The 25,325-nt window shown below is 35.5% G+C and carries 31 protein-coding genes; 26 read left to right on the forward strand and 5 right to left on the reverse strand.

Annotation, left to right across the window (positions count from 1 at the left end; genetic code table 11):
* The first annotated feature begins 1 nt into the window (after window position 1).
* The 3 genes from WFH39_RS15555 (at window position 2) to WFH39_RS15565 (ending at window position 2,085) form a co-directional block, all read left to right on the forward strand.
* Complete coding sequence (locus WFH39_RS15555) at window positions 2–1,141, forward strand: beta-ketoacyl-ACP synthase III (RefSeq protein ID WP_336690526.1); 1,140 nt, start codon at window positions 2–4, stop codon at window positions 1,139–1,141.
* The gene (locus WFH39_RS15560) at window positions 1,141–1,572 is read left to right on the forward strand and encodes a hypothetical protein (protein ID WP_336690527.1); all 432 of its coding nucleotides are present in this window, start codon (window positions 1,141–1,143) and stop codon (window positions 1,570–1,572) included. Before WFH39_RS15555 ends, WFH39_RS15560 begins: the two co-directional genes overlap by 1 nt.
* Window positions 1,573–1,641: 69 nt before the next feature.
* A complete protein-coding gene (locus WFH39_RS15565) occupies window positions 1,642–2,085 on the forward strand; it encodes an ABC transporter permease (protein WP_087708371.1) in 444 nt (147 codons plus the stop codon).
* A gap of 57 nt (window positions 2,086–2,142) precedes the next feature.
* Here WFH39_RS15565 and WFH39_RS15570 read toward each other — a convergent pair whose 3' ends face one another.
* Entirely contained in the window at window positions 2,143–2,955 is an 813-nt protein-coding gene (locus WFH39_RS15570) for a peptidoglycan-binding domain-containing protein (protein WP_336690528.1), read from the reverse strand.
* Between the two features lie 214 nt (window positions 2,956–3,169).
* On the opposite strand from WFH39_RS15570, the gene WFH39_RS15575 reads away from it, so the two are divergent.
* The 23 genes from WFH39_RS15575 to WFH39_RS15685 all read left to right on the forward strand — a co-directional run bounded on the left by WFH39_RS15575 (window position 3,170) and on the right by WFH39_RS15685 (window position 20,609).
* The gene (locus tag WFH39_RS15575; RefSeq protein WP_235131630.1) at window positions 3,170–3,571 is read left to right on the forward strand and encodes a hypothetical protein; all 402 of its coding nucleotides are present in this window, start codon (window positions 3,170–3,172) and stop codon (window positions 3,569–3,571) included.
* Between the two features lie 107 nt (window positions 3,572–3,678).
* Window positions 3,679–4,674, forward strand: coding sequence for a BtrH N-terminal domain-containing protein (locus WFH39_RS15580; protein ID WP_336690529.1), 996 nt, complete (start codon window positions 3,679–3,681; stop codon window positions 4,672–4,674).
* Between the two features lie 95 nt (window positions 4,675–4,769).
* Window positions 4,770–5,084 (forward strand): helix-turn-helix domain-containing protein, encoded by a 315-nt coding sequence (locus WFH39_RS15585; protein ID WP_336690530.1) that lies wholly within the window; start codon window positions 4,770–4,772, stop codon window positions 5,082–5,084.
* Entirely contained in the window at window positions 5,081–6,121 is a 1,041-nt protein-coding gene (locus WFH39_RS15590; protein WP_336690531.1) for a DNA cytosine methyltransferase, read from the forward strand. The genes WFH39_RS15585 and WFH39_RS15590 overlap by 4 nt, the downstream gene beginning before the upstream one ends.
* Complete coding sequence (locus WFH39_RS15595) at window positions 6,118–6,966, forward strand: NgoPII family restriction endonuclease (protein ID WP_336690533.1); 849 nt, start codon at window positions 6,118–6,120, stop codon at window positions 6,964–6,966. Before WFH39_RS15590 ends, WFH39_RS15595 begins: the two co-directional genes overlap by 4 nt.
* Window positions 6,967–7,046: 80 nt before the next feature.
* A complete protein-coding gene (locus tag WFH39_RS15600; RefSeq protein WP_336690534.1) occupies window positions 7,047–7,805 on the forward strand; it encodes an ABC transporter ATP-binding protein in 759 nt (252 codons plus the stop codon).
* On the forward strand, window positions 7,792–9,060 hold the full coding sequence (locus WFH39_RS15605) for an ABC transporter permease (protein WP_336690535.1): 1,269 nt from the start codon (window positions 7,792–7,794) through the stop codon (window positions 9,058–9,060). Before WFH39_RS15600 ends, WFH39_RS15605 begins: the two co-directional genes overlap by 14 nt.
* 314 nt (window positions 9,061–9,374) lie before the next feature.
* Window positions 9,375–9,755 (forward strand): GxxExxY protein, encoded by a 381-nt coding sequence (locus tag WFH39_RS15610; RefSeq protein WP_336690537.1) that lies wholly within the window; start codon window positions 9,375–9,377, stop codon window positions 9,753–9,755.
* A 154-nt stretch (window positions 9,756–9,909) separates the two neighbouring features.
* Window positions 9,910–10,332, forward strand: a complete 423-nt coding sequence (locus WFH39_RS15615) for an acyl-CoA thioesterase (protein ID WP_336690538.1) — start codon at window positions 9,910–9,912, stop codon at window positions 10,330–10,332.
* Window positions 10,332–11,504: a beta-ketoacyl synthase N-terminal-like domain-containing protein gene (locus WFH39_RS15620; RefSeq protein WP_336690540.1), complete on the forward strand. Its 1,173-nt coding sequence runs from the start codon at window positions 10,332–10,334 to the stop codon at window positions 11,502–11,504. The genes WFH39_RS15615 and WFH39_RS15620 overlap by 1 nt, the downstream gene beginning before the upstream one ends.
* 39 nt (window positions 11,505–11,543) lie before the next feature.
* On the forward strand, window positions 11,544–11,795 hold the full coding sequence (locus WFH39_RS15625) for an addiction module family protein (protein WP_336690541.1): 252 nt from the start codon (window positions 11,544–11,546) through the stop codon (window positions 11,793–11,795).
* Window positions 11,792–12,079: a type II toxin-antitoxin system RelE/ParE family toxin gene (locus WFH39_RS15630; RefSeq protein ID WP_336690542.1), complete on the forward strand. Its 288-nt coding sequence runs from the start codon at window positions 11,792–11,794 to the stop codon at window positions 12,077–12,079. Before WFH39_RS15625 ends, WFH39_RS15630 begins: the two co-directional genes overlap by 4 nt.
* Before the next feature lie 18 nt (window positions 12,080–12,097).
* A complete protein-coding gene (locus WFH39_RS15635; protein WP_336690543.1) occupies window positions 12,098–12,637 on the forward strand; it encodes a 3-oxoacyl-ACP synthase in 540 nt (179 codons plus the stop codon).
* A 110-nt stretch (window positions 12,638–12,747) separates the two neighbouring features.
* Window positions 12,748–13,005 carry a phosphopantetheine-binding protein gene (locus WFH39_RS15640; RefSeq protein ID WP_076396292.1) on the forward strand — a complete coding sequence of 86 codons (258 nt, stop codon included), beginning with the start codon at window positions 12,748–12,750 and terminating at the stop codon, window positions 13,003–13,005.
* Window positions 13,006–13,086: 81 nt separating this feature from the next.
* Window positions 13,087–14,286 (forward strand): beta-ketoacyl-[acyl-carrier-protein] synthase family protein, encoded by a 1,200-nt coding sequence (locus WFH39_RS15645; protein ID WP_336690544.1) that lies wholly within the window; start codon window positions 13,087–13,089, stop codon window positions 14,284–14,286.
* Window positions 14,283–15,344, forward strand: a complete 1,062-nt coding sequence (locus WFH39_RS15650; RefSeq protein WP_336690545.1) for a beta-ketoacyl synthase N-terminal-like domain-containing protein — start codon at window positions 14,283–14,285, stop codon at window positions 15,342–15,344. Before WFH39_RS15645 ends, WFH39_RS15650 begins: the two co-directional genes overlap by 4 nt.
* Before the next feature lie 384 nt (window positions 15,345–15,728).
* Complete coding sequence (locus WFH39_RS15655) at window positions 15,729–16,472, forward strand: polysaccharide deacetylase family protein (protein WP_336690546.1); 744 nt, start codon at window positions 15,729–15,731, stop codon at window positions 16,470–16,472.
* 109 nt (window positions 16,473–16,581) lie between these two features.
* On the forward strand, window positions 16,582–17,208 hold the full coding sequence (locus WFH39_RS15660) for a LolA family protein (RefSeq protein ID WP_336690547.1): 627 nt from the start codon (window positions 16,582–16,584) through the stop codon (window positions 17,206–17,208).
* On the forward strand, window positions 17,174–17,809 hold the full coding sequence (locus WFH39_RS15665) for a hypothetical protein (protein ID WP_336690548.1): 636 nt from the start codon (window positions 17,174–17,176) through the stop codon (window positions 17,807–17,809). The genes WFH39_RS15660 and WFH39_RS15665 overlap by 35 nt, the downstream gene beginning before the upstream one ends.
* A gap of 6 nt (window positions 17,810–17,815) precedes the next feature.
* The gene (locus WFH39_RS15670; RefSeq protein WP_336690549.1) at window positions 17,816–18,427 is read left to right on the forward strand and encodes a porin family protein; all 612 of its coding nucleotides are present in this window, start codon (window positions 17,816–17,818) and stop codon (window positions 18,425–18,427) included.
* Window positions 18,428–18,559: 132 nt separating this feature from the next.
* The gene (locus WFH39_RS15675) at window positions 18,560–18,940 is read left to right on the forward strand and encodes a 3-hydroxyacyl-ACP dehydratase (RefSeq protein ID WP_214587525.1); all 381 of its coding nucleotides are present in this window, start codon (window positions 18,560–18,562) and stop codon (window positions 18,938–18,940) included.
* Window positions 18,937–19,413 (forward strand): hypothetical protein, encoded by a 477-nt coding sequence (locus WFH39_RS15680; RefSeq protein ID WP_336690550.1) that lies wholly within the window; start codon window positions 18,937–18,939, stop codon window positions 19,411–19,413. The genes WFH39_RS15675 and WFH39_RS15680 overlap by 4 nt, the downstream gene beginning before the upstream one ends.
* A 23-nt stretch (window positions 19,414–19,436) precedes the next feature.
* Window positions 19,437–20,609 carry a DUF2062 domain-containing protein gene (locus WFH39_RS15685; protein ID WP_336690551.1) on the forward strand — a complete coding sequence of 391 codons (1,173 nt, stop codon included), beginning with the start codon at window positions 19,437–19,439 and terminating at the stop codon, window positions 20,607–20,609.
* Window positions 20,610–20,614: 5 nt separating this feature from the next.
* Here the strand turns inward: WFH39_RS15685 and WFH39_RS15690 are convergent, their stop codons facing one another.
* The 4 genes from WFH39_RS15690 to WFH39_RS15705 all read right to left on the reverse strand — a co-directional run bounded on the left by WFH39_RS15690 (window position 20,615) and on the right by WFH39_RS15705 (window position 25,322).
* The gene (locus WFH39_RS15690; RefSeq protein WP_336690552.1) at window positions 20,615–22,408 is read right to left on the reverse strand and encodes a C45 family autoproteolytic acyltransferase/hydolase; all 1,794 of its coding nucleotides are present in this window, start codon (window positions 22,406–22,408) and stop codon (window positions 20,615–20,617) included.
* Window positions 22,398–23,936 (reverse strand): phytoene desaturase family protein, encoded by a 1,539-nt coding sequence (locus WFH39_RS15695; protein WP_336690553.1) that lies wholly within the window; start codon window positions 23,934–23,936, stop codon window positions 22,398–22,400. Before WFH39_RS15695 ends, WFH39_RS15690 begins: the two co-directional genes overlap by 11 nt.
* 148 nt (window positions 23,937–24,084) lie before the next feature.
* On the reverse strand, window positions 24,085–24,969 hold the full coding sequence (locus WFH39_RS15700) for an LpxL/LpxP family acyltransferase (protein ID WP_336690554.1): 885 nt from the start codon (window positions 24,967–24,969) through the stop codon (window positions 24,085–24,087).
* A gap of 98 nt (window positions 24,970–25,067) precedes the next feature.
* Window positions 25,068–25,322: an acyl carrier protein gene (locus WFH39_RS15705; protein ID WP_336690555.1), complete on the reverse strand. Its 255-nt coding sequence runs from the start codon at window positions 25,320–25,322 to the stop codon at window positions 25,068–25,070.
* Between the last annotated feature and the right edge of the window lie 3 nt (window positions 25,323–25,325).

The raw sequence follows: 25,325 nt of genomic DNA on the forward strand, positions 1-25,325 counted from the left end.
AATGTACGACGTATTTATAACAAAAGCATCAAAATACCTACCCAATGAGCCGGTTTCTAATGATGAAATGGAAACGTATCTTGGTTATATAAACGGTGCAAAATCTAAAGCAAAAGCTCTGATCTTAAGAAATAATAAAATTACGACAAGATATTATGCTTTAGATAAAGAAGGAAATCCTACACATACCAATGCTCAGATCACAGCCAAGGCAATTGAAGGACTTTTTGACGAAAATTTCAAAAAGGAAGACATGAAATTATTATCCGTGGGAACAACTTCTCCGGATCAGATTCAGCCTTCTCACGCATCCATGGTACATGGCGAACTGAACATCGGAAAATCTATCGAAATAAATACCGCAACCGGATTGTGCAACTCCGGAATGAATGCTTTGAACTACGGGTTTCTTTCTGTAAAAGCTGGAGTTCAGGATAAAGCAGTCTGCGCAGGTTCCGAAAGAATGTCGGCTTGGATGACGGCGGATAAATTCAACCATGAAGCAGAAAATCTGGTTTTGCTGGAAGAAAGACCCATCATTGCTTTCAAAAGAGAATTTTTAAGATGGATGCTTTCCGACGGAGCCGGAGCTTTTTTACTTGAAAATAAACCGAGAGAAAACGCAATAAATCTTAAAGTAGAATGGATTGATTTCTATTCTTACGCACACGAGATCGAAGCCTGTATGTATGCAGGTTGTGAAAAGCAGGAAGACGGAAGCCTGAAATCGTGGGCAGATTATCCGTCCGACGAATGGCTGAAACAGTCTATTTTTGCATTGAAACAGGACACGAAAATTTTAGATAAATATATTCTGGTAAAAGGTGCTGAAAGTTTAAGATCATCTTTTGATAAGCATGAACTTGATCCGGAATCAGTCGACCATGTTTTGGCGCATATTTCTTCAGGCTATTTTAAAGAAGGGCTTAAAGAAGAATTTGCCAATGTAGGACTGGATTTCCCTTGGGAAAAATGGTATTACAATCTTTCTGAAGTTGGAAATATCGGTGCAGGTTCTATTTTTGTAGCTTTGGAAGAAATAATGAATTCCGGAAAGCTGAAAAAAGGAGAAAAAGTACTTCTTTGTGTTCCTGAAAGTGGAAGATTTGCTTATTCCTGTGCTTTGCTAACGGTTTGCTAATGGAAAACAGACTACCAACCTCCGATCAGGACTTTGTGGAAAGCTTAATTCCGCAGCGATTTCCTTTTGTGATGGTCAACAGCATTTCAGAATATTCAGAAAGCGACCTGATTTCAGGTTTTGAAATTAAAGAAGACAATATTTTTGTTCAGAACGGCATTTTTCAGGCTTCAGGTTTGATAGAACATCAGGCGCAGAGTGTGGCTTTACACACCGGCTACAAGTATTATTTATTAGGAAAAGAAGCTCCGACAGGTTACATTGGTGCTATCAAAACTTTTGAAGCCATACAGTTACCGAAATTGGGAGACAAACTAACCTCAGAAGTATCTATCATTAACGAAATGATGGGGGTAACTTTAGTCGATATTGTAACAAAGATCAACGATGAGGTTATTGCAAAATCTCAAATGAAAACGGTTGTAATGTAATTTATACTTAGATAGACCTCATAGGTTTTTGAAACCTATGAGGTCTGATAAAATAAAATTGAAATTCCAATGAAAATTAAGGAAGAAAACATCATCAATATCCACAACTTTCTCCCGCATCGCGAACCGATGCTGATGACAGATTATATTCTGGAATTGACGAAAGAAAAAGTGATTACTTCCTTTGAAATAAAAGAAGACAATATTTTTGTTCACGATAATGTATTCGTTGAAGCTGGACTCATAGAAAATGCAGCTCAAACCTGCTCCTCAATTTTAGGGCAGAGCTTTTTTGAAAATCCGGAAACAGAAACAAAAGTAATTGGCTTCATTACCAACATAAAAAAAATTGAAATATTTACTTTGCCCAAAGTCGGCAACAAAATCATTTCAAAAGCCTCATTGGTTTCGCAGTTTGAAAATATCTGTCAGATTTTTTGTGAGACATTCAATGATGATGAACTGCTGATAAGAGCGGAAATTACTCTATTTATTCAGGAAGTGAAATCATAAATAAACAAAGAAGCTGTTCCAAAAGATCAGCTTCTTTGTTTTTAATCCCTCTCCTGATTAATCAATTTTGATGATATCCAGTTTAGATTTCATAAAATTTCTGGTTCTGCGTAAAACACCGTATCCATTTTCGCTTCCGTCTGCATTGGTATTCCCTTCTATGGTTTCAAAAACATCTCCGTTACTTTCAACAACAATTCCAGTATGAACCCAGTCGTGGCTGTTTGTACTGCTCTGCAAAAGAAAAATATCACCCGGCTGAACAAGATATTCACGATTTCTAACCAAAGTACAGCCAATAAAATTACCTCTGTTCTGCGCTTCTCCAGCTACCGTATCGCAACTGAAGCTTCTTTTCACGATACTGGTAAAATTGCCTCCTATCTGACTTGTTGCCTGATCTAAAATCGTCTGCACAAATCCCATACACCAAAGCTGTTTCTTTCCCTCGCTCCCATCCATATAAGCTCTCACCCAAGGACCTCTGTTTCCTTCCCCTTTTATGGTAAGTTCCCGTGCTCCGGCAACAAGGTGATGTTTTGCGGCATTCACCATCAATTCCCTTAATCCCGTTCCCACAACACGCTGGGTAAAAGCTTTAATCATAGGATCTGCCATTCTCCGGAAAAGCTCTTGGGTTACAATACCATCTTCAGGAAGTCCGTTTGCTTTTTGGTAATTCTTCACCGCTTTTTCTGTAGCCGGTCCGAAGTCACCATCAATCCCAGTTGAAGTTCCCTTTGAAGAATTTAAAAAAGCATAAAGGTTTAGCCAGCTTTGTATTTTTGATACTTCTTTGGAGGAATTCGCAGCTCCTCTTGACTGTGTTCCTGAAATCTCGATTTCTCTTTGGAAATAATTTTTAATCATGATCAAAAGAATTTATAGTTATTAATTTTATTTAAAGATCATAACAAATGTAAATTCAAAAACAACACTCGGAAATAACCATTTTGGGTACTATTTTTCAAAAGAAAAAACCTGACATCCTTCTTAAAAACATCCGAAAACACAATAATACGATGTTGCACATTTTTATTATCTTAGCGAACTCATTCAAACCATCTTTCAATATTAATTTCAGATGAAAAAACAAGACCTTCCACAAGACGAAAGCAACTTAAAGTCAGCGAATATGACTGAGGTTTTGTACGTTACAGATGAAAATAACAACTACACCACCGCAAACAGCACCGGCTGGGAAGCTAAAAAAGCTGCTTTGGACGAATCTTTGGCTTTAATTAATGAAAGAATTGAAGAAGCAAGACAAAATGTTGCTAACAATACAGCAAGCCCGATTGTCTATTTCATGGAGCTGAATAAAATGGATATGCAGGTTCTTGCAGCCTATGTTGGAATGTGGCAGTGGCGCGTGAAAAGACATGGAAAACCAAAAATATTTAAAACACTAAGCGATTCCGTACTGAAAAAATATGCCGATGCTTTCGGTATTTCGGTGGATGAATTAAAAAACTTCAAGGGTTAAATAATTCGTTTAAAGTAGAGAGCTACTCAGCTTGTCATTCTGATAAAGGAAGAATCTCTACAGTATGAAACATACATTATTTCCCGCGATAAAAAGAGAAGAGACGAATGGAACTTAATTTTGAACATCACCAGACTGCCCATTGCGAAAACGGTGTTGCCTCCAATTTATTATTGAATAAAGGACTGAAGCTCAGTGAGCCTATGATCTTCGGAATCGGTTCCGGATTATTTTTCGTGTATTTACCTTTCCTGAAAGTTAATTTTGCACCGGGTTTCAGCTATCGTCCGATGCCGGGAGCCATTTTCAGCAAAGCCGCAAAAAGACTGGGAATTAAAATCAAAAGAGAAAAATTTTCCAATCCTGCCGAAGCACAAAAAGCTTTGGAAAGAAACCTCAATAATAATATTCCGACAGGTTTGCAGGTCGGCGTTTTTAACCTTACTTATTTTCCCGAAGAATATAAATTCCATTTTAACGCTCACAATCTCGTTGTTTACGGAAAAGAAGATGGAAAATTCCTGATCAGCGATCCTGTGATGGATTACACCACAACCCTTACTGAAGCCGAGCTGGAAAAAGTGAGATACGCCAAAGGAGCGCTTCCGCCGAAAGGTCATATGTACTACCCTACTCACATTCCGGATCATGTAAATCTGGAAGAGGCGATAAAAAAAGGAATAAAAGATACCTGTAAAAATATGTTGGCTCCGGTTCCAATCATTGGTGTAAAAGCCATGAGATGGGTAGCAAAAAGCATCCCGAAATGGGCGACCAAAAAAGGAACGAAAACCACCAATCACTATCTGGGACAACTGATCAGAATGCAGGAAGAAATCGGAACTGGTGGTGGCGGATTCAGATTTATTTACGGTGCATTTTTGCAGGAAGCAGCCGTTATTCTTAAAAATGATGAATTAAGAGAACTTTCTAAAGAAATTACGGCAATTGGTGATCTGTGGAGAGACTTCGCGGTAGATATTGCAAGAGTGTACAAAAACAGGAACTCCAAGAGCGATATTTATAACCAATTATCAAAATCAATGCTTCACATTGCCGATCTGGAAGAAGCTTTTTATAAAAAACTGAGAAAAGCAATATAAATTTTCCATTTCAAAGCTAGCTGATTAACTTATTTAATATAATTTTTTTCCATTTCAAAAATAAAAATTAAATTTGTCAATAAATGACAAGTCTAATGAGAGAAACATTTGGAGAATACATAAAGGGGTTAAGAACCGAAAATTGTCTTACGCTTACTCAATTGGCTGCTAAATTAGATTTAGATTCCGCCAATCTCAGCAAAATTGAAAATAATAAACGTGAATTTGACCAAAAAAGACTAATCTTATTGGCGGAAGTATTTAATTTAGATATTTTGAAATTGAGAACAGAATATTTTAGTGATTTGATTGCTAAAAAAATATATGAAAATAATTGCGATGAGCAGACTTTAGCTTTAGCCGAAGAAAAAATAGCTTATTTAAAATCTAAAAAATCAACATTATCATGAATATAGTATCATTTTTTGCAGGCGCAGGTGGGCTTGATCTTGGATTTCAAAAAGCTGGATTTAATGTTATCTGGGCAAATGAATATGACAAAGAAATTTGGGAAACTTACCAGAAAAATCATCCTCACACGGTTTTAGATAAGAGAAGCATCGTAAACGTTCCTTCTGATGAAGTTCCTGAATGTGACGGAATTATCGGAGGACCACCTTGTCAAAGCTGGAGTGAAGCTGGTGCAATGAAAGGGATTAACGATAAAAGAGGACAATTATTTTTTGATTTTATAAGAATTTTAGAAGCAAAACAGCCTAAATTTTTTCTTGCCGAAAACGTAAGTGGAATGTTGCTTGGTCGACATTCATCTGCTTTAGAAAATATTAAAGAAATGTTTAGAAATGCAGGAATTGGATATGAACTTTCTTTTGAAATGTTAAATGCCTGTGATTATAATGTCCCACAAGATAGAAAACGTGTGATTTTTGTAGGAATTCGAAAAGATTTAGGCTTTAAATATGAATTTCAAAAACCAAATTTCCCAAAATTAACTTTGCAAAATGCAATTTCTGATTTGAAAGAAAATGTTTTGCCTGCAAAAACAAATAATAAAACCAACGGAAATCATTGTGCAATTCCAAATCATGAATATATGACGGGTGGATTTTCTACCATTTTCATGTCAAGAAATCGTGTGAGAAGTTGGGATGAACAATCTTTTACAATTCAGGCCGGAGGAAGACATGCTCCTATTCATCCTCAAGCTCCAAAAATGAAATTTATTGAGCAAAACATTAGAGTTTTTGTTCCCGGACAAGAACATTTGTACAGAAGATTAAGTGTTAGAGAATGTGCTAGAGTTCAAACTTTTCCAGATGATTTTATCTTTTATTATGATAATGTTTCTGCAGGTTATAAAATGATTGGAAATGCGGTACCTGTTAATTTGGCTCATTTTTTAGCTAACACAATTAAACAACAAATTTTGAGAAATCAAATCCAAAATCAAAAGGAAATTAACACAAATGAATTAGTTACGGTATGACAAATATTTTAGAAGCCATTGTAAATATTGCTCAAAATCCTATTTATACCATTAGAAGCCTTTATTCTGCAAGAAATAGAGTAAATAATATCGGGGAAGCATTGGAAACTTTTGTAAAAGATGCTTTTGTAAACACTATTCAAAACGAAGATGAGTTAGAAAAAATGCGGAGATACAGCGAAGAATTTTCTTGGTTAGGCAATCAAAATCATCCACCAGATATAATGATAAAAGGCGGAGATGCTATTGAAGTTAAGAAAACACAAACTGCAAATTCTGATTTGGCTTTGAATAGCTCATATCCTAAATCCACCGTTCAATCAATTAGTAAATTAATTACCCAATCTTGCAGAACTTGTGAAGATTGGACAGAAAAGGATTTGATATACTGTATTGGACATACAACTGACGACAGCATAAAATCATTATGGATGGTTTACGGAAATATTTATGCCGCAAATCATGAGACATATCAAATAATCAAACAAAAAATCACAGAAGGAATTAACGAAATTCCGAATGTTGAACTTGCTGAAACAAATGAATTAGGACGAGTAAATCGTGTTGACCCCTTAGGAATTACTAACCTGAGAATCCGAGGAATGTGGCAAATTCAAAATCCAAGACGAGTTTTCAATTATTTGTATACACCATCTTCAAATATTTTTGAATTAGTGGCTATTATTCCAAATGCAAAATATGAGAGTTTTCCTTCTGAAAGTAAGACTAAAGTAGAAACTTTAGGAAATCCAAATTTGACTATAAAAAATGTGCAGGTTAAAGACCCAAATAATCCAGCAAATTTAATTGATGCAAAATTAATTGTGTTTAAATTAACGGAGTAATTTTATTGCTAAAGTTTATTATAAGCAACTTGAAAAAATTTAGATTATAATTCTAATTATTAATTATTCCAAAACAAAAAATGTCAAATTTCATCATAGAAATAAAAAATCTCTACAAAAAATATAAAAATGCAGAAGACTTTTCTGTAAACAATATTTCGCTGAGTATTGCCAAAAACGAAATCTACGGAATTCTCGGACCCAACGGCGCAGGAAAGACAACATTAATTTCCATGCTTTCCGGATTGATAAAACCGACTTCCGGACATTTTACAATTGACGGACTTTCGCCACAGAAGAACGGTTTCAAATTAAGACAAATCATCGGGATCGTTCCGCAGGAATATGCTTTGTACCCGACTTTAACGGCAAGAGAAAATTTAATGTTTTTCGGAAGCCTTTACGGATTGAGTCACAAAAATTTAAAGAATTCGATCACTGAATCTCTGGAAATCATGGGTTTGTCGAAATTTGCAGACAAAAAAGTGGAACAGTTTTCCGGAGGAATGAAACGCCGCTGTAATCTGATTGCAGGAACTCTTCATAACCCGAAAGTTTTATTTCTGGATGAACCGACCGTTGGTGTGGATGTTCAGTCTAAAAAAGCGATTATCGATTATCTTTTGGATTTAAATAAAAAAGGAACGTGCATCATCTACACTTCCCATCACCTTTCTGAAGCGGAAGAATTCTGTACCAAAATCGCCATCATCGATCATGGTAAAATCCATGCTGTCGGAACACCTGAAGAATTAATCAGTAAGGTTTCCAATGCGGAAAATTTAGAAGACGTTTTTATATCATTAACCGGAAAAGAATTACGAGATGTTGTTGTATAAATTGTGGCGGAGTTTCATTAAGGAGATTCTTTTGCTGAAAAGAGATATCGGAGGAATTGTCATCATTTTTGTGATGCCTTTGCTGTTGATTATTACCATTACTTTAATTCAGGATTCTACCTTTAAAAATCTGGAAGGCACAAAAATTCCGATTATTTTTATTGATAACGACAAATCTGAGATTTCACAAAACATCAAAAAAGAATTCGAAAATGGTAAAACGTTCGAACTTCTTACCAATTTTACGGAAAAATCTGCTGAAAAAGCGGTTTTCGGAGGAGATTATCAGATGGCGATTGTTATTCCGAAAAATTTAACAAAGAACATCAATTCCAATGTAGAATCTAAAGTTCAGGCCATTGTCAGTTCATTTGGGCTTGAAAATGACTCGCCATCTGTGAAGGAAAGTCCCGTTAAATCTGATGATATTCATCTGTATTTTGATCCGGCAACCAATATCGGGTTCAAAAACAATGTGATGACTGCCGTCAACAAAATGGTTTTTGAGATTGAGAACAAAAAAATCTACAAAGCCTTTCAGGATCAGTTGGGAACTACGGAAGATCTCGGAAAAACTAAAAATTTAATCAGTTTTAAAGAAATCACTCCGAAAAAAGGAAAAACAGACATCATGCCGAATTCCGTTCAGCATAACGTTCCGGCTTGGGCGCTGTTTGCGATATTCTTCATTGTCGTTCCTTTATCTATTAACCTTGTAAAAGAAAAAAGTCAGGGAACAAGCGTAAGAGCGAGAATCAGCCCGACTCCCTATTTCGTTCATATTTTAGGAAAAACATTTACCTATCTCATCATCTGTGTGATCCAGTTTTTGCTGATGGTTGCGGTGGGAATTTATCTTTTTCCTTACATGGATCTTCCGCAGTTTGATGTTACCGGAAAAATGTTTCCGCTTATTGTCGTCACCATTTTTGCAGGTTTGGCAGCCATCGGATTTGGTGTACTTTTAGGAACGGTAGCCAATACGCAGGAACAGTCTGCTCCGTTTGGTGCGACTTCGGTGGTGGTTTTGGCGGCAGTCGGCGGAATCTGGGTTCCTGTATTTTTAATGCCCGAATTTATGCAAGCCATCGCCAAATTCTCTCCTATGAACTGGGGGTTGAATGCTTATTATGATATTATTTTAAGAAACAGCGGAATCGGAGGAATAGCAAAAGAAATCATTTTCCTGTTTTTATTTTATATAGCAATGGTCGCAATTTCATTATTCTACGAAAGAAAACAAAATGCTGTTTAGGGTTAACCACTAAGAGCTCAAAGTTTTTCACAAAGAGCTCAAGCATTTATTGTATGTCCCTTGTGGAACCTATTGCGACCTTTGTGGTAAAAATAATTATAAAGCACAAAATGATATGAATGAAAATTAGATTTTTTTATTTTATGTAGCAATGGTCGCGATTTCATTATTTTATGAAAGAAAACAAAATGCTGTTTAAGATTAACCACTAAGAGCACAAAGTTCTTCACAAAGAGCTCAGGCATTTATTTTGTGTCCCTTGTGGAAACTATTGTGACCTTTGTGGTAAAAATAATTATAAAACACAAAATGATATGAATGAAAATGAAGTTTCAAAAGTTATCTTTGATGCAGGATTAAAAGTTCATCGCCGACTTGGAGCCGGACTTTTAGAAAGCGCATACGAAGAATGTCTGTACTATGAGTTACAGAAATCCGGATTACTGATAGAAAAACAGAAACCAATGCCACTAATTTATGATGACATAAAACTTGACATTGGTTATAGGATTGATTTATTGGTTGAGAGAAAAGTTGTTGTTGAAATAAAATCCGTAGAATCATTAAATGAAATTCATATTGCTCAAGTTTTAACGTATTTAAAATTAAGCAATTGTAAATTGGGGTTATTAATTAATTTTAACTCGGTTTTATTTAAAAATGGGGTTAAAAGATTAATCAACGGAACGATATAAAATTTAGAATATTCATTGTGAACATTGTATATAACTTTGTGTTCTTAGAAGTTTACTAACCACGAAAAACATAAGTTTTTCAGAGAGAAAAAGAAATTATTTTGTGAACCTTGTGAAAACCTTTGTGACCTTTGTGGTAAAAAAAGAAAACAAAATGCAGTCTAAAGAAAATTTAACTTGTACAGAACAAGTCCGAGTAAGATTCAACGAAACAGATCCTTTGGGAATTGTGTGGCACGGACATTATATTGTTTATTTCGAGGACGGAAGAGAAGCTTTTGGAAGACAGCACGGTTTGACTTATCTTGATATCCAAAAAGCAGGATTTGTAACTCCGATTGTAAAAAGCACCTGCGAACATTTTCTGCCTTTAAAATATGGCGAAACGTTCAGGATTGTCACAACTTTCGTCAATTCAAATTCTGCGAAATTGATTTATAAATACGAGCTTTTTAACGAAGAAGATAAATTGGTCTGTTCAGGGGAAACCATTCAGGTTTTTCTGGATTCTGACAACAATTTATGCCTGTATAATCCTGAGTTTTTTCAGGAATGGAAAGATAAAATGGGACTCTGATGAAGAAAGAAGTTTACATTACAGACTACAACTGCATCACACCTTTGGGTTTTGATGTTTCTTCAAACTGGAATGCTCTTGTTGAAGGAAAATCCGGTGTAGGTTTACATAAAATCATCGAAAATCAGGAGCCTTTTTATGCTTCGATGATTGATTCTGAAAAATTAGATGAAGAATTTAACAGATTCTTCGACTCCACATACAAATCCGTGATTCGGCATTTAGCCAGTGACAACGTGAACTTTACAAGGCTTGAAAAAATGTTTTTGCTGAGTTTAAAACCTTTGGTTGAAAGACACCCGATTTCAGAAGAAACCGCTTTTATTTTATCTACCACAAAAGGAAATATCAGCTTATTAAAAAATCAGGAAACATTACCGGAAAGCGTTTTTCTTTCCAATTTAGCACAAAAACTGGCTGATTTTTTCGGATTTCAAACAAAGCCCATTGTGGTTTCCAACGCCTGTGTTTCGGGAGTAATGGCAATAAGTGTTGCCAAAAATATGATTTTGGCAGGAAAATATAAAGATGCTTTTGTTGTTGCCGGAGACGAAATTTCAGAATTTGTGATTTCAGGGTTCAATTCTTTTCAGGCAATCGGAACCGAGATTTGTAAGCCTTACGATAAAAACCGTGACGGAATCAATATCGGCGAAGCGGCAGCGGCAGTATACATTACTTCAACACCGGATGAAAACGAAAATTTTAGTTTTAAAATTCTGGGAGATTCTGCCATCAATGATGCAAACCATATTTCCGGACCTTCGAGAACAGGAGACGGATTATTTGCAAGCATCAACAACGCAATGACAGAAGCTCAGCTTTCAGCAGAAAAAATAGACTTCATCTCTGCACACGGAACGGCGACGATCTATAACGATGAAATGGAAGCCATTGCTTTCAACAGAATGAATTTACAAAATATCCCTCTAAACAGTTTAAAAGCGTATTATGGGCACTGTTTGGGCGCATCGGGATTGCTGGAAAGTATCATTTCCATGGAAAGTGCTTTGAATAAAACTTTAATTCCCTCTAAAAACTTTAAAGAAACAGGAACTTCCCAACCTTTGAATATTATCAGAGAAAACCAATCCGCAGAAATTAAATATATTCTGAAAACAGCTTCCGGTTTTGGAGGATGCAATGCCGCGATTGTTTTGGAAAAATGCTAGAAATAATTTTGTAATTTTATAAAATTAAAGTTTTAGGAAATGGAATCTACAGTAGACATCAGAAAAAGAATTCACGAATTCATTGATATTGCAGATGAAAGAATTTTGCGCATTTTCAAAGGAATTATTGATGCTGAAGAGGGAGATCAAGAATTAGAATCTTTAGATTATCCGCAAGTTCCTGATTATATTTATGATCGGATTGAAGAAGAACGTGAAAAATATATGAAAGGAGAAGTAAAAACATCGAGCTGGGAAGAGTTGAAAGAAAGATTGATGAAAAAATTATGATTTACCACTTTTCTTTATCTCCGAATGCTGAAAATGATTTGTTAGAAGCAACTCTTTGGTACGAAAATCAACAGACCGGACTTGGTGAAAAATTTATACAAAAAGTTGAATCTTATTTTTTAAGAATTCAAAATCATCCATTTCACTTTCCCTTAAAAAAAGGAAACTTGCGTGAGGCTTACATTCAGAAGTTTCCTTATGTGATCATTTATCAAATTATCGGGGATAATATTATTGTTTTTGCTGTTTTCAATACCCATCAAAATCCAACAAAAAAGCCCTAATCTTTTTGAAACTTACTCATGAAGAAAACAGACATCTGCACTATAGAAAATTCAAAAATAGTTCTCAACAACGAGGTTATTTTTGAAACCCAAACTGAAAATTTTTCAGACTTTGCGAAAGAAGCTTATAAAAGTTTAGCGCTGAATTATCCGAAATTTCATAAAATGGATAACTTAAGCAAACTCGCATTTCTTGTTTCTGAAATGATTTTAAAAGATGAAGATCACAGCAGAACGGCTTTGGTTTTTGCGAACAGATCATCAAGTTTAGACACAGATTTCAAATATCAGGAAAGCATCAATTCTCAGGAAAACTACTTTCCGAGTCCTGCGGTTTTTGTGTATACTTTACCGAATATCTGCGTGGGCGAAATCAGCATCAGACACAAAATGCAGACCGAAAATGCGTTTTTTGTTTTGGATGAATTGGATGAAGAATTTTTAAACAATTATTCAGCACAGCTTTTAGAGTCAGGAAAGGCAGATAAAGTATTGTGCGGCTGGGTAGAACTATATCAGGAAAGTTACAAAGCTTTTGTATATTTGCTGACATTATAAATTTGATAATTTGAAAATGTGCTGATTTGAAAATGTAAAATCATATCAATAAGGCATAACATTTAATACATTTTCAAATTGTCTCATTAACATATTTTCAAATTAATTTTATGGAAAACTTAAGAGAAGAATTAAAACACAAAATCATCGAAGTTCTTAATTTAGAAGACGTTGCAGTAGAAGAAATCAAAGACACAGATCCTTTATTTGGAGGAGGTCTTGGTTTGGATTCTATTGACGCTCTGGAGCTGATCGTGCTTTTGGATAAAGAATACGGAATAAAATTAGCCGATCCGAAAAAAGGAAAGGAGATTTTTACGTCCATCGAAACCATGGCAAAATTCATTGAAGAAAACAGAACAAAATAATTCAATCTAACAATGTATCAATTTAGCAATGTACCAATATTGTTATGCTGTTAAACTGATACATTGATACATTTTGTAAAGATGGGTCAAAAAATTGCCATAACAGGAATGGGCATCATTTCCGCCATTGGAAACAATGTAGAGGAAAATCTGAGTTCGCTGACTTCCGGAAAGCACGGTATTTCAGACATTACTTTGTTTGAAACGCGCCATAAAGGAAATATCAAAACAGGCGAAATCAAATTGTCTAATAAGGAACTTGCCGCAAAACTTCAGCTTCAGGAAGATCATCATGCAACGAGAACCGCTCTTTTGGGGATGATGGCTGCGAAAGAAGCCGTAGAAAGTGCCGGAATTTCGGATATTAATGAATATAAAACGGGACTGATTTCTTCAACCAGTGTTGGCGGAATGGATGTTACCGAAAAATATTTCTATTCCTACGAAGATTTTCCTGAAAAGCAAAAATACATTGACTCACACGACGCAGGAAATTCATCCTTCCTAATTGCAGATTATCTTGGATTAAAAGGTATGATTTCCACCATCAGTACAGCCTGCTCATCGGCAGCAAACGCTATTATGATGGGGGCAAAACTGATTAAAAACGGCGTTTTAGACCGTGTAATTGTCGGCGGAACAGATTCTCTTTCAAAATTTACTTTGAACGGTTTCAATACGTTGATGATTCTTACAGATTCTTACAATACGCCTTTCGACAACGACAGAAAAGGTCTGAATCTGGGTGAAGCTGCCGCTTTTATCGTTCTGGAATCGGATGAAGTCGTAAAAAAAGAAAATAAAAAAATCTTAGGATATCTTTCAGGATACGGAAATGCCAATGATGCACATCACCAAACTGCTTCTTCGGAAAACGGACAGGGAGCTTATTTAGCGATGGAAAAGGCATTAAAAGTTTCGGGCTTAGATAAAGAAAACATCGATTACATCAACGTTCACGGAACGGCAACGCCCAATAACGATTTATCGGAAGGAATTGCGATGATCCGGATTTTCGGGGAAAACAATGTTCCGGAATTCAGTTCTACAAAAGCGTTTACCGGTCATACGCTCGCTGCGGCGGCAGGAATTGAAGCCGTGTATTCTCTTTTGGCGATTCAAAATAATATCATTTTCCCGAATCTGAACTTTAAAACAAAAATGGCAGAGTTTGATTTAACGCCTGTAACGGAGCTTAAAGAGAAAAACATCAATCACGTTCTTTCCAATTCGTTTGGTTTTGGAGGAAATTGTTCCACTTTAATTTTCTCAAAATCATGAGTGCCGTTTACATCAACAGTGCAGCCTGTATTTCAGCTCAGGACACTTTAAATGAAAATTTTTTCCGGAATCTCAAGCCTGAAAATTCAATTCAGGTTTTAAAAGCTATTGAACCCAATTACAAGGAATTCATTCCGCCAGCAGCAAGCAGAAGAATGTCTAAAACGGTAAAAATGAGTTCCGTAGCTTCTCAATACGCTTTAAAAGAAGCAGGAATTGAAAACCCAGATGCGATCATCACAGGAACCGGAATGGGCTGTTCTCAGGATTCGGAAAAGTTTCTGAAAAATGTTCTGGATAATCATGAAGAGTTTCTGACTCCGACTTATTTTATTCAGTCTACTCATAATACAGTTGCAGGACAAATCGCTCTAGGATTGCAGTGTCATGCGTACAATTTCACCTATGTGAATACTTCCTCATCTCTGGAATTTTCATTTTTGGATGGAAAATTACAAATCAATGATGGTGAAGCTGAAAACGTTTTGGTGGGTTCCACCGACGAACAGACCGAAAGAGTAATGGAACTGTACAAATTAAACAAAACCATTAAAAAAGAAGAAAATCTTCCCGTTGATTTTCTGAATTCTGAAACAGAAGGTGTCATTTGGGGAGAAGGTGCCAGTTTTTTTGTCTTAGGAAAGGAAAAAACAGAAAGCTCTTATGCTCAATTAACGGATATTCAGATCACTAACAAATTAGATTTAGAAGAAACTCAGCAGTTTATTGAAGATTTTCTGGCTAAAAATAATTTAACGAATAATGATATCGATGCGGTTATTTTAGGTTTCAGCGGAGATTCAGAATCGGATATTTATTATAAAAATGCAATGGGTCTGTTTGAAAATTCGGCTTTGCTGTATTACAAACATTTAAGCGGAGAATTTAATACGGCGAGTAGTTTTTCGACGTTTATGGCTTGTCATATTCTTAAAAATCAGGAGATTCCGGAAGTGATGATGATTAACGATCTTAAACAAGAAGAAATTAAAAATATTCTGCTTTACAATCATTTAGGAGGAAATGATCACAGTCTGGTTTTGTTGGGGAAAGCTTAAAATTAAAACCTCACAGGTTTTTAAAACCTGTGAGGTTTGGAACTTAAAAAAGTAGAACAAATCTTGCTTTACAAGTATTTAAAAGAAAATAATCGCTGTCTGATTTTGTTGGGAAAGCATAAAATTAAAACCTCACAGGTTTTTAAAACCTGTGAGGTTTAGAACTTAAAAAATAAAGTAGAACAAATATTGCTTTACAAGTATTGAAGAGGAAATAAACATAGCTTGGTTTCGTTGGGGAAAGCTTAAAATTAAAACCTCCCAGGTTTTAAAAACCTGGGAGGTTTAGAGTTAAAGCTCTTCATTCCGCTTAGCTTCATTCAGAATGACAGCATGGATACAGATTGTGAATATTTTAAACCAACAATTCAAAAACAATAAAAGATGAAACATTATTTATTTATCCTATTTTATCTTTTCTGCAACGTTTTTATTTTTGCGTTTCAAGGAAGTTTTTGGGTGTATCTGTTTTGTTTTTTGCTGTTTTCTGCCCTTGTAATCTGGGGTTCTTTCGATATTGAACTGGGATATTTTGTCAACAGCATTACCCATAAAAGAACGAAAATCAGAGAAGTAGCGCTGACTTTTGATGACGGTCCGACTGAATTCACCCCAAAATTTTTAGATCTTTTAAAAGAAAACGAGGTAAAAGCAACCTTTTTCTGTATCGGAAAACAGATTGAAAAATATCCTGAAACTTTTCAACGAATCATTGCGGAAGGTCATACCGTTGGAAATCATACTTTATCGCACTCCAACAACACCGGTTTTTTATCGACATCAAAAATGACGGAAGAAATTGAAAAATGTGATGAAGTCATGCTGAACACCGCAAATATAAAGACGAATTTGTACAGACCGCCTTTCGGAGTGACCAATCCGAATATTGCCAAAGCCATCAAAAAAACCGGCAAAAAAAGCATCGGATGGAACGTCCGTTCTCTTGATACGATTACGGAAGATGAAAAAAAAATATACCAGAAAGTAACGAAAAATTTAAAAAAAGGAAGCATTGTACTTCTTCACGATACTTCACAAAAAACGTACAATGTTTTGGAGGATTTATTAGTATTTTTGAAACAGAAAAATTATTCAACTTTTAAAATTGATAAATTTGAAAACCACTAAGTCCAAAAGGATTTCACCAGGAAGACAAAAATTATTAATAAATATTCTTTAATAGTCTCCTTTGTGAAACCCTTGTCATCCTTGTGGTTAAATTTAAAGACGTTAAACAATGACTAAAAATATAGCTTTAAGCACTCTTTTGTTAATTTCGACTTTTGTCTTTGCTCAAAACACGGCAATGTCATCAATGGAAGCGAAAGCATTTGTAACTAAAGTTTCATCGGAAACCAAAGAAATAAAAACGTTACAAGCAGATTTTACCCAAACAAAAAAGATGGATTTTTTGGATAAAAACATTGTCACCTACGGAAGAATGTCTCTGAAAACGCCGAATATGCTTGCATGGAAATATACAAAACCCTATCAATACAGCATTGTTTTTAAAGACAACAAAATATTGATTAATGATCAGGGTAAAAAATCTTCAGTGGATGCAAAAAGCAAAACATTTGAAAAAATCAACAAACTTATTGTCGGAAGCTCAAACGGACAGATGTTTAGCGATCAGGAATTCTCAGTTTCTTACCTGAAGAACGCGACTTCGAATATCGCCAAATTTACTCCGAAATCTGCTCAGCTTTTAAAATATATCAAGCAGATCGAGCTGCATTTTCCGAAAAATCAATCTACGGTTTCACAGGTTAATATGACGGAAGCTTCCGGAGATACCACGAATATTGTTTTCAAAAACACCAAGATCAATGCGCCTGTTGCAGCTTCGGAATTTAGCTTATAGTCTGATTTTCATCATTTTTGCTTCGTGCAAAACATACAGGCTTACTGATGCAAAACCGATTCCGTCTTCTGAAAAAACGGTGGAAAATTTATATTTTTCATCCAAAGAAGATTATGTGTATAAATGTCAGATGGATATTTATAAAAATCATGTGAGCGGAATTTTAATTATCAAAAAAATCAGCGAAACAACACATCGTGTGGTTCTGACTTCTGATTTTGGGAATAAACTGATTGATTTTGAGATTTCTGAGGATGATTTTAAGCTTAATTATGTTCTTCCGGATCTGGATAAGAAAATCGTAATTAATTTTTTGAGGAATGATTTTCAGCAGCTTCTGAAGCAGAAATATCCGGTAACAGAAAGTTTTGAAAACGAAAATTCAAAAATTTATCTTTCTAAAATGGACAAAAAAGGGTATTATTTATTCTTTAACAAAGAAAATAATCTGTTAAAACAAATCGTTTACACGAAAAACAAGAAGGAAAAGATCGATTTTACATTTGATGCAAAGAAAAATACGTTTGCAGACAGTCTTAATTTACAACATAAAGATTTTAAAATCAATATAAAACTATTCCAGATCACCGAAAACCAATAACCTTACATGAAAACAAAGATTTTTGCCTTGCTGGTTCTGATCTCCGGATTTTTATCAGCTCAGGTTACTTTCAATCCCGGAATAAGAGCGGGAATAAATTTTGCCAATCTTACGAACCGAAGCAATGAAACCTTTTATCTCCATGAAGATGAAAACCCGGAAAAAGTACTTCACACAAGTCTGAAAACGGTAACCGATTTTTATATTGGATTACAGGGAAACATTAGATTTACAGAACGTTATGCTTTGCAACCGGAAGTTAACTATTCCAGACAGGGAACCAATTTACAGTACACTACAGAAAACGGAGTTCTTCCGGAAAAAAGACTGCATTACAACTTTATCGGAGTACAGCTTACAAACAAAATTTATATCAAAAATTTCAGTGTTTTTGCCGGTCCGTTTCTGGATCTGGCTGTCGGCGAAAACAATTCCGGACTCGATCTTGGTTTTTCGGGGGGGCTTGGTTATGATATTTTTAAAAATCTGGGGGTTGAAGTAAGAATTAAAAAAGGTTTTGCATCAATGCTGGGTCACGAAAATTCCTCCTTCCTGTTTTCCAATTCCAATATGGTTTTTCAGATTGGCGGTTATTACACGTTCCATTTTAAGAAATAGAATTGATGTTGATGACCAAAACCATTTTCTTTTCCTTTCAAAAAAACATATCTTCGCGAAGGTTTAAATATTAATTTTTTTGAAATTTTAAAATTCAGAAAAAGATTTCAAACAACTGAAACAGAATACATCATGCAGACAATACTTACAGACTTTTATACGTTACAATCCTACGAAAAGACGGAAAACGGAAGCTTTACCGCTCAGATTTCCCTGAATAAAGATCACGATATTTTTAAGGGACATTTTCCGGGAAATCCTGTAACACCGGGAGTTTGTATGATGCAGATCGTGAAGGAACTTACGGAAGAATTCACCGGATCTTCATTATTTTTAAAAACAGCATCGAATGTAAAGTTTATGGCAATCATTAATCCTTTTGAAACGCCCGATCTTAAAATCCAGCTTGATATTACTGAAAATGAACAAGATGTAAAAGTAAAGAACACGACTTCTTTTGGCGAGACTATTGCATTAAAAATGTCGGTAAATTATCAAAAATTGACAAAATGAAATTAATTTTTTCGTTCATCACCGCTTTTATACTTTTTTTTCAGTCGGGTCTTGAATCTCTGAGAGAAAGTTATGCCAAAGCAAGCAGCTCTAATGCCAATACAGAAGCGTTCATCAGTTTAGCCGAAAAAACTTCGGGATCGGATGCGGCAATTCAGGGATATAAAGCGGCGGCGCAGATTATGGAGGCAAAAATTTCCAAAAACAACAGAAAAGCTTTGGTAAAATCCGGAGCAACCAACCTTGAAGCCGTTATTAAAAGCAATCCGAATAATGCTGAATTAAGACTGATCCGCATGAGTGTTCAGGAAAACATTCCGAAAATTGTAGGTTACAGAGGAAGTCTTAAAGATGATAAGGTATTTCTCATCAATAGTTACAGCAAACAAAATTCAGCTTTAAAAAGTTATATTAAAAAATTTGCAGCACAGTCTAAAACCATGACGGAGACTGAAAAGTCAAATTTTAAATAAAACATTATTAATCAATCATTTACATGAATCTTTCTGAAGTACGAAATGCAATCTCTGAAAAGAAAATTTGTGTTTTAATTCCTACTTATAACAATGAAAAAACTCTGAAAAGAGTAATCGACGGTGTTCTGGATTATACGGAAGACATTATTGTTGTAAATGACGGTTCTACAGATTCTACGAAAGAGATTTTAAGAAGTTATTCGCAGATCGAAGTTATTGATTTACTGGAGAACAAAGGAAAAGGAAATGGTTTAAAAATTGGCTTTAGAAAGGCTAAAGAACTGGGCTACAATTATGCAATCACGATTGATTCCGACGGACAGCATTATCCGGATGATATTCCTGTTTTTGTGGAGGCTTTGCTGAATGAAAAGGAAGATGTTTTATTGATTGGGAACCGAAATATGTCGCAGGACGGAATTCCCAAGAAAAGCAGTTTCGGAAACCGTTTCTCTAATTTCTGGTTCTGGTTTGAAACGGGAATCAAGCTTGAAGACACCCAATCCGGTTATCGATTATATCCTTTACACAAAATTCCCAAGAAATATTTTACACCAAAGTTTGAATTTGAAATTGAAATCATTGTGAGAACAGCGTGGAGACACGTTCCGGTTAAAAATGTTCCGGTGAAGGTTCTTTACGATCCCGCGGAAAGAGTTTCTCATTTCAGGCCGTTTAAAGATTTTACGAGGATCAGTATTCTGAATACTATTCTGGTTACCATTACTTTACTTTATATTATTCCGCGAAACTTCGTGAATAATTTCAAAAAAAAAAGCATTAAAAGATTCATAAAAGAAGATGTTCTGGAAAGTGACGGAAGCAACAGAATTAAAGCTTTTTCGATTGCTCTGGGCGTTTTTGTTGGCTTTTCTCCGTTCTGGGGATTTCATACGCTGATTGTAATTTCTCTGGCTGTATTATTCAAACTGAATAAAGTGCTTGCCTTTTTTGCATCCAATGTAAGTTTACCGCCTTTTATTCCGTTTATCATTGCGGCATCCCTGTTTTTAGGTTCTCCTTTTGTACATGGAGACAGCAATATTTTCAGTCAGGAATTAAATTTTGATTTGGTGAAAAATAATCTTTTGCAGTACGTTATCGGAAGTTTTATTCTGGCAACTTCAGCCTCTGCAATTTTAGGGGTAGCAACTTTTCTTTTCCTGAATAAAGTAAGTCCTGATACAGATTAAACTCTCTATTTCAGTTTTTTCACTGCCTTTCTCAGATATTTCTCCACATTTTCTCTATCCGGAACCGTGGTAATTTCTTTGGTTAAAGCCTTTTCAAATTCTGTTTTTGCTTTTGCATATTCTTTCTGACTATAATAATATTTCCCGGCATGATAATAAACAAGCCAGAAATCCGGATTTAGAGATTGATAACGGGGCAGAAAATCGTCGGTAAGCAAAACATCTCCTTCAATTCCCTTTTCCACTTCTTCACTCATCATTTTGTACTGTTCGTAATTTTTAAATTCCGGAGAGTTGAGGAAAGGATCTTTTGCAATATTCAGTTCAGATTTTGCAAACGCACCGCTTTTTAATCTTTTATCCGAAAAAATTTCATTAAGATCATAACAGACAAATTCTCCCAACTGATAAGGATTTGCAGAAACCCATACCAGTTTTTTCTGGAGTGCAAAAATTACAGCATGATGCGCAATAAGCTGATTGATGGCTTTTTCGTTTCCAAACCCGATCTTCTCTCCTTTCAAGCCGGATTTGTCCCTTAAAATCGCAGCCATTTTTTCGGGATTGAGCTTTTTATTTTCATCTAAAAGTTCCTGCAGCTTTTCGTAGCGGTATTCTGAATGGCTTTCCGCAATATGTTTTAGATTCCTTTTATCATTTTTATAAGCCTCCGACTGGAAATGATTGGTACAAAAAACACGGCTTGTATTTTTCACTTCATACACCCCGAAATTATTGGGTGAAACCTCAATAATCACTGCATTTTTATCATTCGCACTTCCGACCAGAATAGATTCCGAAACGAAAACTTTTCTCTTTTTTGCTATGACAATCGCTTCATCAATGGTTCTGGCATATTGTAAAATTTCCCTTGTTACCAATGAAATTGGTGTTTTTGCAGCCAATGGAATTTTAGATTTTCCGGCATTAATGGTAACGGTAATTCCCTCTTTGTTCATGCCCGAAACTACGCCGACCATTCCCGCCCATGTCACAGAAAGATACGGAATTCCGTCTTCCGGCTGAACGAATTCTATGATCTTATTTTTAGCAAAATCATCTCCTACGTAAAAGTCGAAATTTCTTCCAATCAATAAATCACCGTCCTCCGTATTTTCATTCCAGACCGCAAGAGAAGTGCAACCCACCATCATTAAATCCTGCATGGCATGACCAATGTCGTGCGCTCCGTGCAAATACATACTTCGCAGAAACTTTGGCGCGATGAAATTGTATTGATCCGAAGAATATTGAGACATTCCATAGATTTCTGCCTGAAAATCTTCCCTTACATTGAGATACATTTTCCGGTTATACCATTTCAGGAAACCTCTCAGTAAGTTTTGCTTAAACTTAGACGGGACAAATCCTTCAATTTTGGAAAAGAAAATTTCTTCCTGTTTCTGCATCAGACTTTGCGTTAAAGCTCCGTTATTGTACCCCAACTGCAAAGGATTTCCTTTGATATACAATTCCCAGAGCTGCTGCTTATTTTTTGTTAAATAATTCTGATTAAAACTAAAAGTGGAATCGTTGATTTTGTTAACCTTCGGAACATCAAGCGAATATTGTTTTATATCGGGAATATGTTTGATGGATTTTCTTATTCCGCAAGAGTTGAGGAAAAGGATAAGGTTTAGACTGAGAAAAATTAAGATTAGAGATCCGCTATTTCGAAAACATTGAATCTTGTCATTCTGGCGAAGGAAGAATCTCAAAAAAAACAATTTAGATTTTTCACTCCATTTCATTTCGTTCCGGATGACAACAAACGGTATATCATTTTCGCTATTTTTCACCTTTATTTTTATTAATCAGTTGTGTTAATCTTTCATCAATAAGCTCTTTTCCGAGAATTTCTGCACAGGTATTGAATGCGCCGATCGTACAGCCCAAAATTCCGTGCATATTGACGGATTGTCCCGTAAGAAAGAGATTGTCGATTTTTGTGCGTGGAGAAACCATTGTTTTCAGAGGATTTTCGGAACTTTTCATGTAGCCGTACATATTTCCGTTAAAACTTCCGATATAATCGCGATAAGACAGCGGTGAAGAGGTATAAAAACGCTTAACCGATTTTCTTAAATCAGGGAATTTCTTTTCTAAAGCATCGATCATTTTTTCAGCTTTTTCAAGCTTGAATTTTTCATACAACGCTCCTCTTTCGTTTTCGTCTGCAACAGTGTTAAAGGTTTCTTTCCACTCTTCCACTTCCTGAAAATCCATGTAGGAAATAGCGGTAAGACTTTCTGCAAAACCGGGATTATGTTTTGACTCTGTTGAAGAAAGCATATACGTTTCAGGCCATTTTTCTTTTTGATAACGATGGGCATTCCAGACCATTTCCTCATTGGCAAAATGGTAAATATTATAATTAAAATTCTGAAAAGATTGCGGTTTCATCACGAGATAAACACTGAAACATGACGGAACCGGTTCCCAGCTTACAATTCTGTTGACAAATGATTTTTTAAGCCTTTCTTCACCAAGAAGTTTCAGGGTTGTGCGAATTTCAATATTTGAGATGAATTTTTTCGCAAAATATTCCTTTCCTCCTGAAGTTTTTAATCCTGATAAAATATTGTTTTCATTAAAAATAAATTCGGAAACTTCAGCATGTTTGTGTACTTCTGCTCCATATTCACGAAGCCTGCGAATCAGCAGTTTTGAAATCTGGCTTCCTCCTTTTATGCATTTGTAAGCACTTTGAATATAAGAATTTACAGTAAGTGCATGGACATAAAACGGAACGTTTTCAGAATCTCCTGCGTATAAAAAATTAGAACCCAATAAAACTGACTGCAGCTTTTTATTCGAGGTTAAAGATTCAATAAATCTTTTGGTATTTAAGTGAAGAATTTCCTCGTTATAATTGTCTTTTCCCACAAGATTGTATCTGGGAAACTGACTGCAAACTCTCTGAATTTCTTCACAATAGTCTTCTAAATTGTCTTTTTCTTCGGGAAAGTATTTTGATAACTGTTCAACAAAATTCCTGTAGCCTTGTGCGTGAGGATATTCGGTTTCATCGTCTCCGAAAGTGATTTTGTCGTAGCCGTTCTCGTCCATCTTATGAAGCTGAAGTTCGTCCATAATTCCCAGATAGGAAAAATACTGATGAAGGTTCTGCCCTTTGGAAAGTCCGCCTAGATAGTGAACTCCGGTATCGAAGATGAGCTTGTCGCGGGAAAAGGTCTGTAAATTTCCACCATACTGATTATTTTTCTCCAAAACACATACCTTCAAGCCTTCCTTCGCCAGAACAAGCGCTGAAACAAGACCGCCCAATCCGCTGCCGATGACGAGTATGTCAAATTCTTTTTTCAAGGAGATTAATTTTATCAGTTTTTCGAAGCCTTGACAAGGCTTTATGTTGAATTATTTGCAGCCCGGCTTGAGCGGAAATCCTTTTTTTGCGAAAGCGAAAAAAGATTGAGAGCGGAAGACGGAAAAGCTGCCCTAAAAATATTTAAATTTAATTAATATCGTCCCAAAAATCAAAATAATTGAACCATTGAAGCGGATATTTTCGGATCATGGATTCGAGATTTTGGGTATAGGAATTCAAAAGTCCCTGTGCATCTCGTTTTTTGACGTTTTCGGCAACTCTTGCGTACAGGTGATAATGCAGATTTTTTTCTTTCATCACATACACATACACGACCGGAACGCCTAATCTGGAAGCAATGAGAAAAGGTCCTGCAGGAAATTTCGCTGTTTTACCCAGCAATTCGCCCTCTAAAAATTTAGAACCTTCAAAATAACGGTCTCCTGTAAAGCAAATGAGCTCGTTTTTAGACAAGGCTTCATTGATGTCGAAAATATGAGACATATCTTCTTTCACGTAGATGAATTTAATGCTGCTCGCTTTTACGGAAACACTTTCAAGGTATTCTTTGATGACTGTAACTTCCTGATCTGTTGTTACTAAGTTGATCTGACAGTCGAAATCGATATCGGCAAAGAAATGTTCGGCAATTTCAAAATTCCCGATGTGCGCACTGATGAGAACTCCTCCTTTTTTTTCGGCTAAAAGATTTCTGAGGTTTTCGATGCCATCAAATTCGTAGGTATATTTATCGCGCAATCCTGCTGAAATAGCAGTTTTATCAATAAGCACGGTTCCGAAAGTGAAATAGCTTTTGAATAAAGAAATTTTTGTTTTCCAGAAGCCATACTTCAGTCTTTCTGAAAAATAATAACGGTAGTACTTGTTGCTGTTTTTTTCGAACAAAAAATAATAGAACGCAACAAAGTAAAGCACCACATATGAACTTCTGATCCCGATATTTCTAATGCACCAGACGAAAATTTTATAGCCCAGAATCGTCCCTTTAGATTTACCTTTCCATTTGTTCATATTTTTTGTTCTTAACGCAAAGTTCGCAAGAATTTTTTAACTAGTACCTGTTTTTTAAGTTCGCAAGAGCGTTTTACTCAACAAAGAAGCAAAATCGATTATACACTTTTTTCAGTAATCTTATTTTCGATCACGGTATAAAAGTCGTCAAAAGTAACGATGTTCTTGAAATCTGCTTCGCCTAATTTCACTCCGAAATTAGATTCGATAACTACCACAAGATCAATATAATCTAAGCTGTCTAAGCCTAACGTTTTTTTAAAGTTTGCATCATTGCTTATTTCATCGCCGTCTACTTCAAATTCGTTGATTAAAAAGTCGTTGGCAACAGCAACAATTTTTTCCCTTTCCATGTT

The sequence above is a fragment of the Chryseobacterium sp. MMO-72 genome (assembly GCF_037146035.1).
GTDB lineage: Bacteria > Bacteroidota > Bacteroidia > Flavobacteriales > Weeksellaceae > Chryseobacterium > Chryseobacterium indicum.

Coding starts and splice junctions, on each gene's coding strand:
- WFH39_RS15640 (WP_076396292.1), top strand. CDS start 12,748: ATGGAAAACTTAAGAGAAGAATTAAAACACAAAATCATCGAAGTTCTT.
- WFH39_RS15565 (WP_087708371.1), top strand. CDS start 1,642: ATGAAAATTAAGGAAGAAAACATCATCAATATCCACAACTTTCTCCCG.
- WFH39_RS15555 (WP_336690526.1), top strand. CDS start 2: ATGTACGACGTATTTATAACAAAAGCATCAAAATACCTACCCAATGAG.
- WFH39_RS15570 (WP_336690528.1), bottom strand. CDS start 2,955: ATGATTAAAAATTATTTCCAAAGAGAAATCGAGATTTCAGGAACACAG.
- WFH39_RS15560 (WP_336690527.1), top strand. CDS start 1,141: ATGGAAAACAGACTACCAACCTCCGATCAGGACTTTGTGGAAAGCTTA.
- WFH39_RS15610 (WP_336690537.1), top strand. CDS start 9,375: ATGAATGAAAATGAAGTTTCAAAAGTTATCTTTGATGCAGGATTAAAA.
- WFH39_RS15685 (WP_336690551.1), top strand. CDS start 19,437: ATGAATCTTTCTGAAGTACGAAATGCAATCTCTGAAAAGAAAATTTGT.
- WFH39_RS15605 (WP_336690535.1), top strand. CDS start 7,792: ATGTTGTTGTATAAATTGTGGCGGAGTTTCATTAAGGAGATTCTTTTG.
- WFH39_RS15615 (WP_336690538.1), top strand. CDS start 9,910: ATGCAGTCTAAAGAAAATTTAACTTGTACAGAACAAGTCCGAGTAAGA.
- WFH39_RS15590 (WP_336690531.1), top strand. CDS start 5,081: ATGAATATAGTATCATTTTTTGCAGGCGCAGGTGGGCTTGATCTTGGA.
- WFH39_RS15575 (WP_235131630.1), top strand. CDS start 3,170: ATGAAAAAACAAGACCTTCCACAAGACGAAAGCAACTTAAAGTCAGCG.
- WFH39_RS15625 (WP_336690541.1), top strand. CDS start 11,544: ATGGAATCTACAGTAGACATCAGAAAAAGAATTCACGAATTCATTGAT.
- WFH39_RS15655 (WP_336690546.1), top strand. CDS start 15,729: ATGAAACATTATTTATTTATCCTATTTTATCTTTTCTGCAACGTTTTT.
- WFH39_RS15680 (WP_336690550.1), top strand. CDS start 18,937: ATGAAATTAATTTTTTCGTTCATCACCGCTTTTATACTTTTTTTTCAG.
- WFH39_RS15700 (WP_336690554.1), bottom strand. CDS start 24,969: ATGAACAAATGGAAAGGTAAATCTAAAGGGACGATTCTGGGCTATAAA.
- WFH39_RS15670 (WP_336690549.1), top strand. CDS start 17,816: ATGAAAACAAAGATTTTTGCCTTGCTGGTTCTGATCTCCGGATTTTTA.
- WFH39_RS15650 (WP_336690545.1), top strand. CDS start 14,283: ATGAGTGCCGTTTACATCAACAGTGCAGCCTGTATTTCAGCTCAGGAC.
- WFH39_RS15620 (WP_336690540.1), top strand. CDS start 10,332: ATGAAGAAAGAAGTTTACATTACAGACTACAACTGCATCACACCTTTG.
- WFH39_RS15705 (WP_336690555.1), bottom strand. CDS start 25,322: ATGGAAAGGGAAAAAATTGTTGCTGTTGCCAACGACTTTTTAATCAAC.
- WFH39_RS15635 (WP_336690543.1), top strand. CDS start 12,098: ATGAAGAAAACAGACATCTGCACTATAGAAAATTCAAAAATAGTTCTC.
- WFH39_RS15675 (WP_214587525.1), top strand. CDS start 18,560: ATGCAGACAATACTTACAGACTTTTATACGTTACAATCCTACGAAAAG.
- WFH39_RS15630 (WP_336690542.1), top strand. CDS start 11,792: ATGATTTACCACTTTTCTTTATCTCCGAATGCTGAAAATGATTTGTTA.
- WFH39_RS15600 (WP_336690534.1), top strand. CDS start 7,047: ATGTCAAATTTCATCATAGAAATAAAAAATCTCTACAAAAAATATAAA.
- WFH39_RS15645 (WP_336690544.1), top strand. CDS start 13,087: ATGGGTCAAAAAATTGCCATAACAGGAATGGGCATCATTTCCGCCATT.
- WFH39_RS15665 (WP_336690548.1), top strand. CDS start 17,174: ATGCGCCTGTTGCAGCTTCGGAATTTAGCTTATAGTCTGATTTTCATC.
- WFH39_RS15585 (WP_336690530.1), top strand. CDS start 4,770: ATGAGAGAAACATTTGGAGAATACATAAAGGGGTTAAGAACCGAAAAT.
- WFH39_RS15660 (WP_336690547.1), top strand. CDS start 16,582: ATGACTAAAAATATAGCTTTAAGCACTCTTTTGTTAATTTCGACTTTT.
- WFH39_RS15595 (WP_336690533.1), top strand. CDS start 6,118: ATGACAAATATTTTAGAAGCCATTGTAAATATTGCTCAAAATCCTATT.
- WFH39_RS15580 (WP_336690529.1), top strand. CDS start 3,679: ATGGAACTTAATTTTGAACATCACCAGACTGCCCATTGCGAAAACGGT.